Below are 9,188 nucleotides of genomic sequence, written 5' to 3' on the forward strand. Positions count from 1 at the left end.
CGGCCGTGCCGCCGCGCACGGCGACCTGCCCCGATTCGCGACGCTAGCACGCACCCCGCCGGGCAGCGCCCGGACGGGCCGCCACCGGCGGGGTGCGCTCGCGCGGGGCGCCGCCCAGGCTCAGGCGATGCGCGTGAGCTTGGCCGCGAAGCCCGGCTCCACCAGGTCCTCCTGGAGGGCGACCGGAACCTTCACGGCACCGCTGCTGCCGTCCCCGACGGTGAGCGTGCCCACCTTCGTGCCGGCCTTCGCCGTGTGCGGCAGGTCGTCCGCAGCGAACGTCAGCTTCACCGACAGGCCCGCCCAGCCGACGGCCGTGACGTCCTCGGTGACGGCGACCGGCGTACGGCCGCCGAGACCGTCGTCGGCGTACCCGACGACCGTGCCCTTCTTCAGGATCGTCGCCGTCTCCAGCGCGCCCTGCGCGGCCCGGATCAGCCGGTCGCCCTCGTAGAGCGCGGCGCCCAGGATGGTGTTGTCGGGACCGCCGGCGGGCTGGCGCACGACCGCGCCGATGATCCGGTGCGTCTCGCCGTTCACGTCCTTCTTCGCGGAGAAGACGAGGTTGCCGAGCGCGGAGGTGGTGGTACCGGTCTTGATGCCGGTGACGTCGTTGGAGCCGACCAGGCGGTTCCAGTTGTCGTGCCTGGTGCCCTTGTAGTCGACGTACGACATCATCGCCGCGACCTCGCGGAAGGCGGGCTGCTGCATGGCGGCCTTGGCGAGCTTCACCTGGTCCACGGCCGTCGAGACGGTCGTGTTGTTCAGGCCCGACGGGTCGGTGTACGTCGTGTTCTTCATGCCGAGGTCCTCGGCGGCGTCGTTCATCTTCTGCACGAACGCCTTCTCGGACCCCGCGTCCCAGCGGGCCAGCAGCCGCGCCACGTTGTTCGCGGACGCGATCAGGATGCTCTCCAGGGCCTCCCGCTGGGTGATCTTGTCGCCCTTGGTGACGTCGACGGTGGACTCCTGGCCGGCGTCGGACTGGTCCTCGGCCGCCTGGTCGATGTTGATCTTCGGGCCCTCGGCGCCGCTCTTGAGCGGGTGGTCGCGCAGGATGACGTAGGCGGTCATGACCTTGGCGACACTGGCGATCGGCACGGGCTTCTGCTCGCCGGACGAGCCGAACGTGCCGATGCCCTGGACGTCCAGCGCGGCCTGGCCCTTGGCGGGCCAGGGGATGTCGACCTGACCGCCCTCGAAGGTGTAGCTGTCCTTCGCGGTGAGGTCGAGGGTGGGCGTCGGCAGCGGGCGCACGCTCTGCACGACCGCGAAGACGATCACCAGCAGCAGCACCAGCGGCGTCCAGATCTTGACCCGCCGCACGGCCGTGCGCAGCGGGGTCTCCGGGGGCGGCGGCGTGTTCGTCAGCTCGGCCAGCAGGTCCAGCGGCGGCTTCGGCGGCAGCGGCTGCTGGGTGGTCCGCTCGGGGCCGACGGCGGGGACGGGGGCGGTGGCGTCGGCGGGCTGGACGGGCTTCCGGGCCGCCGGGTCGTCCAGCGGCTTGAGCGCGACGAACTTGCTGGTCCGCTCGGCGTCCTTCTCGGGAGCGTCCGCCTTCCCGTCGGCGTCGGCGTCCTTGGTGCCGCCGCCGAGCTTGAGCATGGTGGTGGGCTGATCGACCGGGGGCCGCACGGCCTTGAAGACGGCGGTGGGCTGATCGACACCGGCCGAAGCGCCACCGCGGGCTGTGCCGTCGCCGGCATCGTCGCTGGCTTTGCCGTCGCCGGCCTTGTCGGCACCCGAGGCCGGGGTCTTGCCGGTGCCGCTCTCGGACACCGGGTCCTTGCCGGTGCCGGTGCCGGTGGGCGCGGGCTCGGTGGTGTCGGTGTCCGGCCGGGACTCGCCGTCGGCCTCGGGGGCGTCCGAGCCGTCCGCGTCCTCGTCAGTGCCGGTGGCGGTGCCGGTGGCGGTGGGTGCGGGCTTGGTGTCGGTGGGCGCCGGCTTGGTGGCGGTGTCCGGCCGGGAGCCGCCGTCGGTCCCGGAGGCGCCGGCCCCGGATGCCGCGTCGTCCGCGTCCGTGCCCTCGGTCGTGTCCGAGTCGGGCTCCGGCGCGGCGGCCGCCGTCTCGGCGTCGTCGCCGGAGGTACGGGAAGCCGCGGTCCCGGCGGGCGTGCCGTCGGCGCTGTCCGCCGCCGCGGAGGCGCTCGTCCCCCCCGTCGTGCCGTCGGCCTCACCGTCGGCGGAGCCGGCCGGCTCGGCCTTCCCCGTGCGCGCGCTGCCACCGGCCGCGGCGGAACGGTCCGCGTCCGGCTCCTCGGCCTCGTCCTGGTCCCGGGAGCCCTGGGAGCCCTGGGACGCCGCCTCAGCGGCCTCCCGGGCATCCGTGGCCCTGTCCGCCGCGTCGGCAGCCTCCTGGCTGCGCGGAGCGGTCTCGTCGGCCCCGTCTGCCCGCTCGGCCTCCCGGAAGTCCGTGCCCGGGTCCGTGCCCGAGTTCGTGCCCGCGCCCGACTGCTTCTCGTCGTCGTCGGCCGAGGCGACCCACGCCGCTACCGCCTCCCGCAGCCGTCCGTCCGAGCCCCCGGAGCGGCCCGCACCCCGCTCGCCGGAGTCCCCGCCGGACGCCTCCACGGGCTCCCCGGGCTCCCCGGACTCCCCGGGCTTCCCGGACTCGGCGGACTCCTCGGAGACGGCGTCGCTCGTACCGCGCTCCGCGTCACCCCGCTCCTCGGCCGTCCGCTCCTCGGCCGTCCGTTCCTCGGCCGTCCGCGTCGACAGCACACGCGTCGCCGTGTCGACGCTCACGCGCCCCGAGGACTTCCGCGCCTCCCGCGCCATCGCGAGCCGCGGGTCCGCTGACTCGCTCCTGGCCCCGGGAACCGGACCCGCGCTCCCCGACGTCGGTTCTGCCGACGACTCGCGCTGCTTCGACCTGTCGGGGGACTCGCCCGCCACCGATGCCTCCTCCTCGCGCCGCACCACCCGCGTGCGCGTACGAACCGTGAACCGCCGCCCTGACAACGCTCTCCGGCGCTGTCCGAACCATGTACCAGTGTCCTGTGTGCGGACCGGACCCATCCGGTAGACGAGAACGACATACCTACTGGTTCCACTACGAACCGGTCACGCACCCTCGACAGACCAATGTGAGAGGGGTCACCCTGTCATTCATCCACGCGGGGAGGCATGGATGGGCAGGAGCCGCAGAACACTTCCGGAGGAGCTTCTGCTGCTGGCGTTGGACCCGGCCACGGGTACCACCGCACAGCCGCAGTCGCTCGACCTCGGTCTGGCCGGAGCACAGCTAGTGGAGCTGGCGCTGGCCGGACGGATAGCCCCAGACGGGGATCGTATCGCCGTGGTGGTACCACGGCCGACTGGAGATCCGACTCTGGACTGCGCGTTGGAGTTGCTGCGAAGGCGCGGCGCTCCCGTACGGGCGGTCCACTGGATAGGCGGGCCGCGCTTGGGGCTCCGCCAGACCTACCTCTCGCATCTGGAGCGGTGCGGCATGGTGCATGCCGTGGCGGGCCAGATGTGCGGAGTGCTGCCGACGACTCGCTACCAGGCGACGGACACCGAGATCAGCCGGGAGATCAGGGCCCGGCTGGACTCCGCGATCCGCACCGGCGTACCGCCGGACCCGCGGACCGCGGCGCTCGCCGCACTGGCGCACGCGGTCGGCCTCGGCAAGCACCTGTACCCGGGCAACGAGGGACGCTCCTCTCGCTCCCGGCTCAGGGACCTGATCAGGCACGACCCCATGGGCGGTCTCGTCGCGCACGCCGTGATGGACGTCCAGAACGGCGTGGCGGCCCAGCCGCGCCGCAGCCCGGCCCCGACGCCCGGCCGTCCGGCCGCCGGAGCCAGGCCCGCACCGGAGCCCGCCCGAGGCGTTCCGATGCAACCGCGCCACGGATCCATGGCGCGTGCCGTGGCCCACTGAGCCGCGCCGCACCACCGAGCACCGCCTTTGACCGGCACACATCACGGGACCCCACGAGCCCGGTCACGGGAGCCGCTGTCCGAGCGGGGCGGCGAGAGGACCCACTCTCGCCGCCCCGCTCGGCGTGCCGCTGCCGAACTGGCGTGTACCCGTCGCATATCCACCGTTTCCCAGCGGTAGGAAGCACCTTGGTGGCAGTCTGCTCAACAGCAGATACGCAAAGTAGAGGCACGCAGCCGGAGGTGCACGTCCCGTGGCGTCCAATGTCAATCCCACCGTCAGGCGGCGCCGGCTCGGTCAGGAGCTCCGCAGGCTCCGCGAGCTCAAGGGCATGACGGCGGAGGAAGTGGCCGAGCGGCTGCTGGTGTCGCAGTCGAAGATCAGCCGCCTGGAGAACGGGCGGCGCAGCATCAGCCAGCGCGACGTGCGCGACCTGTGCGGGGTCTACGAGGTCGAGGACCAGCGGATCGTCGACTCGCTGATGCAGATGGCCAAGGACTCGCGCCAGCAGGGCTGGTGGCACGCCTTCGGCGACATCCCCTACTCCGTCTACATCGGCCTGGAGACGGACGCCGAGTCGCTGCGGGTCTACGAACCCCAGATCATCACCGGCCTGTTGCAGACCCGCGCCTACGCCGAGGCCATCATCCGGGGCGGTTCGCCGGAGGCGTCGGAGGCGGACAACGACAAGCGCGTCGAGGTCCGGCTGCGCCGGCAGGGCCGTATCACCGCCGAGACGGACCCGCTGCGGCTGTGGGTGGTGCTGGACGAGGCGTCCCTGCACCGGGTCGTGGGCAACAAGGAAGTGATGCGCGAGCAGCTGGAGCATCTGATCGAGATGTCGCAGCTGCCCCACATCACCGTGCAGGTCCTGCCGTTCGAGGTCGGCGCGCACGCCGGCATCAACGGCCAGTACTCGATCCTGGAGTTCGCCGACGCGGCCGACTCCAGCGTCGTGTACATCGAGGGCGTCACCAGCGACCTGTACCTGGAGAAGCCGCTCGACGTGCAGAAGTACACGGTGATGTACGAGCACCTGCGCGCCCAGTCGCTGAACGTGGACCAGTCGCGGCAGCTCATCGAGCGCCTGGCGAAGGACTACGCACGCTGAACCGCCGTTACGAGAGGCCTTCCATCGGGCAAGGCGCGGGATGCTACACCCCTGACACGCCTGACTGGAAGTCTCCCCTGGAATATGCCATCCGGTCGAGTGAATGACTGCTCCGTACGAGGATGTGGGCGAGTAGCGTCGATCACGCCACCCACCAGCACGGGTTGGCGTAAACGCAACTGGCTACGGAGCGAACATGGCAATTCGTCTGGGCGCCACGGAAACGTGGACGACGTCCTCCTACACCAACAACAACGGCGCCTGCGTGATGGTCAGGTCGACCGTCGAAGAGGCCCTGGAGCTCGGGGACACGAAGGTTCCCGAGGGCCCCAAGCTGGCATTTCCCGCCGACGCGTGGAACGCCTTCGTGGCCTCGGTCAAGGCCTGACCGCGAGCTCGACAACAGCACAAGCACCACCGACAGAGCCCTCTCGACCAGAATCGCCGTCCTAGCCGAGAGGGCTCCGCTTGTACCCACGGGCGCCGGCGGCGGTCGCCGGCCCCCGGGGCGAGGTCGAGCCGTGACCGGAGTCAGGCCAGCTGGGCCTCTATCGCCGCCACGACCTCGGCCGACTCCGGCTCGGTCTGCGGTGAGAAGCGGCCGACGACCCTGCCGTCCCGGCCGATGAGGAACTTTTCGAAGTTCCAGCGGATGTCCCCGCTGTGCCCCTCGGCGTCGGCGAAGCCGGTCAGCCGGTCGTAGAGCGGGTGCCGGTTCTCCCCGTTGACCTCGACCTTCTCCGTCATCGGGAAGGTCACGCCGTACGTCGCCGAGCAGAACTCGGCGATCTCCTCGGAGCTGCCCGGCTCCTGGCCGAGGAACTGGTTGCAGGGCACGCCGAGGACCGTGAAGCCGCGCCCGGCGTAGCGCTCCTGGAGCTTCTCCAGGCCGGCGTACTGCGGGGTCAGGCCGCACTTGGAGGCGACGTTCACCACGAGCACCACCGTGCCCGCGTACTGGGACAGGTCGGCGGGGCCGCCCTGCAGGGAGCCGATCTCGACGTCGAGGGGAGAGGAACCGGTGTGGTCGGTAGTCGTCATGGGCGGATGCTAGCTCCGGTGGGTCGCCGACCGCTCCTGGGCCTCCACCAGGACCTGCCCCGCCGCCGTCCGCACGTACAGCACCGACCTGCCCGCCCGCCGCCGCTCGACCAGCCCGGCGTCCCGCAGCACCCGCAGATGCCGCCCGACCGAGCCCAGCCCCTGGCCGGTCACGGCCACCAGCTGGCTGGTGCTCAGCGGGGAGCCGAGCCGCACCAGCACCCCGGCGCGGGCCCGGCCGAGCAGCGCGGCCAGACTCGCGGGCACGGGCCTGCCGCCCGGGTCGGCGAGGGCACCGGCGCACGGATAGACCAGCGCGTACCGTTCCGTCCCCTCCCACGCCACCCAGCCGATCCGCTGCGTGGTGATCGGCACGAACACCAGCTGTGCGCCGGAGAGTTCCCGCGGCGGATACTCCCGGGCGTTGACCTGCAGCCGGTTCTCGCCCAGCCAGCGCGTCCCCGGGCGCAGCGTGTCCAGCGCGCTCGCCCAGCCGCCGCGGCTGACCCGGGCCGTCCGCGCCGTCACATCCGCTTCCAGGACGAGCCGCCGCCGGGCCCAGTACGGCCGCACGGCCGTGGTCCACACGTACGTCAGCAGGTCGGCGGCGCGCTCGGGCAGGTCGTCCCGCTCCAGCCGGGCGGGGACCGGGCCGCGCAGGGAGACGGTGAGGTCGGCGCGGGCCCGCGCCGGGCAGGCCGCCCGTACCCGCGCGACCGCCTCCTCGAAGGTCTCCCCGTCGAGCGGCGTGGGGGCGAGGAAGTCGGCCGTCCACTCCGCCCCGATGCCGGCCCGGACGAGCAGCGCGGTCACCGGGTCCCGGGCCAGCCGGCGCCGGTAGTCCGGCAGATGCGCGTCGAGCCACCGGCGCTCGCCGGGATGCGCCGCCTCGGCCGACTGCAGCAGCCGCAGGCTCCCGAAGGCCTCCGCGAACGGCGAGATCACGAAACGGCTCCCCGCGAGGGTGTCGGCGTTGATCTGCCACCAGCCCACGCCACCCCCTCCTTTCGCGTGTGTGCGAAACATTGTTCCCGGCCCGCGGCCCGCTCCGAGACTCCGCGCATGCGCAGCTACCGCGATCTGTTCCGCACCCCCGAGTTCAGCCCCTTCTTCCTGGCCGCCTCCGCGCAGACGGTCGCCCAGACCATGGGCGGACTGGCCCTGGGCACGCTGGTGTACCGGCAGACCGGCTCGCCGCTGCTGTCCGCGCTGAGCATCTTCGGCTCCTCGCTCGTGCAGGTGGTGGGCGCGACGTTCCTGCTCTCGGCGGCCGACCGGCTGCCCCCGCGCGCCGCCCTGACGGCCCTGCCGCTGCTCTTCGCGGCGGCCACCGCCGCCCTGGCCCTGCCCGGCCTGCCGGTCTGGTCGCTCTTCGCGCTGATCCTGGCCAGAGGGCTGGCCGAGTCGGTGGGCGGCGGAGTGCGCTGGGGGCTGCTGAACGAGATCGTCGGCAAGGACGGTTATCTGCTGGGCCGCTCGGTCTTCAACATGATGAGCGGCCTCATGCAGATCGCCGGCTACGCCACCGGCGGCGCCCTGGTGGCCCTGCTCTCCCCCCGGCCCTCGCTGCTGGTCGCGGCCGCCCTGTACGCCCTCGCCGCCGTGGTGGTCCGGCTGGGCCTGACCCGCCGCCCGCCCCGCACCACGGGCCGCCCCTCCGTGACGGCGACCTGGCGCGCCAACGCCCTGCTGTGGTCGTCCGCGCCGCGCCGCCAGGTCTATCTGGCCCTCTGGATCCCCAACGGCCTGATCGTCGGCTGCGAATCCCTCTACGTCTCCTACGCGCCCGGGGCCGCGGGCACCCTGTTCGCCTGCGCCGCGCTCGGCATGCTCGCCGGGGACGTGCTGGTCGGCCGCCTGGTCCCACCCCGGCTGCGCCCCCGCCTCGGCTTCCCCCTGCTGCTGCTCCTGGCCCTGCCCTACGTGCCGTTCCTCCTGCACCCGCCGCTGCCGCTCGCGGCCGCCGCCGTCACGGTGGCCTCGGCCGGTTTCGGCGCGAGCCTGGTGCAGCAGGAGCGGCTGGTCGCGCTGACCCCGGACGAGCTGACGGGCCATGCCCTCGGCCTGCACTCGGCGGGGATGCTCACCATGCAGGGCGTGGCGGCGGCCCTGGCCGGGGCGGTGGCGCAACTGACCTCGCCCGCCCGGGCGATGTCGGCGCTGGCGGTGGTGTCGGCGGGGGTGACCCTGGCGCTGACGGCGGCGGAGGGGCGGCAGCGGCGGCGGACGTCGCCGCCGGCGGGCGGGGGACGGCCGGTCAGCCGTCCGTCTCCTCCGGGGCCTCGCCCTCGATGAGCCGTTCCGCGATGTCGTCGGCCCACTCCTGCGCCCAGCGGCGGAGCCCGGCCACGTCCCCGGCGTCCAGGCCCTGGGAGGTGAACGCCCTGTCGTCCAGCCAGTCCGTGCCGGTCAACCGGGCCTGGAGATCGGTCGGGTCGAAGGTGTCCGGGGCGTGGCGGCGGGCGAGTTCCTCCAGCTCCGGGTGGCTCCAGCGGGCCGAGACGGCGTGCACGTCGACCAGGTCGCGGGCCAGTCCCCGGTCGGCCAGGTCCCGCACCAGGGTGCCGGCGAGGTCGTCGCGGGAGAGGGCCGGTCCCAGCCGGGTCGGCACGGGCGGCCGCCACAGCACCTCCTTGCGGAGGCCGACCTGGCACTCCTCGCCGGTCGCCGCGTCGGTGACGAGGAACTGGGCGGACAGCGGCTCGGTCTGCAGCGTCTGCACGAGCCAGCCGCGCCCGACCAGCCCGGTGCGGACCGCGTCGGCGATGGCGTCCATGCCCGCGGGGTGCTCGGTGGCGAGGTCCACGTCCCGCCCGCCCCGGTCCACCAGCCCGTGCGCCAGCACCGCGGACCCGCCGGCCAGGACGAGCGCGTAGGCCTCGCCCACCGCGACCAGATCGCCGAGGAGCCGGCTGACGGGCTGCGGGTGCGCGGGCGGGGCGGACATGCCCTGATTATCGCCGGGCGGCGGCCGAGGGCCCGGACGGCCGATGCGGACGGGTGAGCGCCGGCCGCCCGAACGGGAGGGGGGGGGGGGGGGGGGGGGGGGGGGGGCCCCGGGGGGGGGGGGGGGGGGGGGGGCCCGCGGCGATCCAGGGGGCCGCCTGGGCGCACTCCGTGGCGAAGCGGCCGGGGGCCGTGAAGTAGGAG

Annotated in this window: 8 protein-coding genes; 4 read left to right on the forward strand and 4 right to left on the reverse strand. The window is 73.5% G+C overall.

The window, feature by feature from the left end; genetic code table 11:
• Window positions 1-120 precede the first annotated feature (120 nt).
• On the reverse strand, window positions 121-2,895 hold the full coding sequence (locus ACIGAN_RS16975; protein WP_399858266.1) for a D-alanyl-D-alanine carboxypeptidase: 2,775 nt from the start codon (window positions 2,893-2,895) through the stop codon (window positions 121-123).
• A gap of 235 nt (window positions 2,896-3,130) precedes the next feature.
• On the opposite strand from ACIGAN_RS16975, the gene ACIGAN_RS16980 reads away from it, so the two are divergent.
• The 3 genes from ACIGAN_RS16980 to ACIGAN_RS16990 all read left to right on the forward strand — a co-directional run bounded on the left by ACIGAN_RS16980 (window position 3,131) and on the right by ACIGAN_RS16990 (window position 5,385).
• Window positions 3,131-3,886, forward strand: a complete 756-nt coding sequence (locus tag ACIGAN_RS16980) for a GOLPH3/VPS74 family protein (protein WP_365745072.1) — start codon at window positions 3,131-3,133, stop codon at window positions 3,884-3,886.
• 253 nt (window positions 3,887-4,139) lie between these two features.
• The gene (locus ACIGAN_RS16985; protein ID WP_311681551.1) at window positions 4,140-4,997 is read left to right on the forward strand and encodes a helix-turn-helix domain-containing protein; all 858 of its coding nucleotides are present in this window, start codon (window positions 4,140-4,142) and stop codon (window positions 4,995-4,997) included.
• Window positions 4,998-5,193: 196 nt separating this feature from the next.
• Window positions 5,194-5,385, forward strand: a complete 192-nt coding sequence (locus ACIGAN_RS16990) for a DUF397 domain-containing protein (protein ID WP_114253634.1) — start codon at window positions 5,194-5,196, stop codon at window positions 5,383-5,385.
• A gap of 143 nt (window positions 5,386-5,528) precedes the next feature.
• Here the strand turns inward: ACIGAN_RS16990 and ACIGAN_RS16995 are convergent, their stop codons facing one another.
• Window positions 5,529-6,038 (reverse strand): glutathione peroxidase, encoded by a 510-nt coding sequence (locus tag ACIGAN_RS16995; protein ID WP_399858270.1) that lies wholly within the window; start codon window positions 6,036-6,038, stop codon window positions 5,529-5,531.
• A 9-nt stretch (window positions 6,039-6,047) separates the two neighbouring features.
• Window positions 6,048-7,031 carry an ArsR/SmtB family transcription factor gene (locus tag ACIGAN_RS17000; RefSeq protein ID WP_399858272.1) on the reverse strand — a complete coding sequence of 328 codons (984 nt, stop codon included), beginning with the start codon at window positions 7,029-7,031 and terminating at the stop codon, window positions 6,048-6,050.
• A gap of 69 nt (window positions 7,032-7,100) precedes the next feature.
• Here ACIGAN_RS17000 and ACIGAN_RS17005 point away from each other — a divergent pair, with 69 nt between their 5' ends.
• On the forward strand, window positions 7,101-8,333 hold the full coding sequence (locus tag ACIGAN_RS17005; RefSeq protein WP_399858274.1) for an MFS transporter: 1,233 nt from the start codon (window positions 7,101-7,103) through the stop codon (window positions 8,331-8,333).
• Here ACIGAN_RS17005 and ACIGAN_RS17010 read toward each other — a convergent pair.
• Window positions 8,296-8,985 (reverse strand): nucleotidyl transferase AbiEii/AbiGii toxin family protein, encoded by a 690-nt coding sequence (locus ACIGAN_RS17010; protein ID WP_399858276.1) that lies wholly within the window; start codon window positions 8,983-8,985, stop codon window positions 8,296-8,298. The two genes, ACIGAN_RS17005 and ACIGAN_RS17010, sit on opposite strands and share 38 nt — an antisense overlap.
• Window positions 8,986-9,188: the final 203 nt, after the last annotated feature.

This window comes from Streptomyces sp. NPDC085931, assembly GCF_044540565.1.
In the GTDB taxonomy this organism is placed as follows: domain Bacteria; phylum Actinomycetota; class Actinomycetes; order Streptomycetales; family Streptomycetaceae; genus Streptomyces.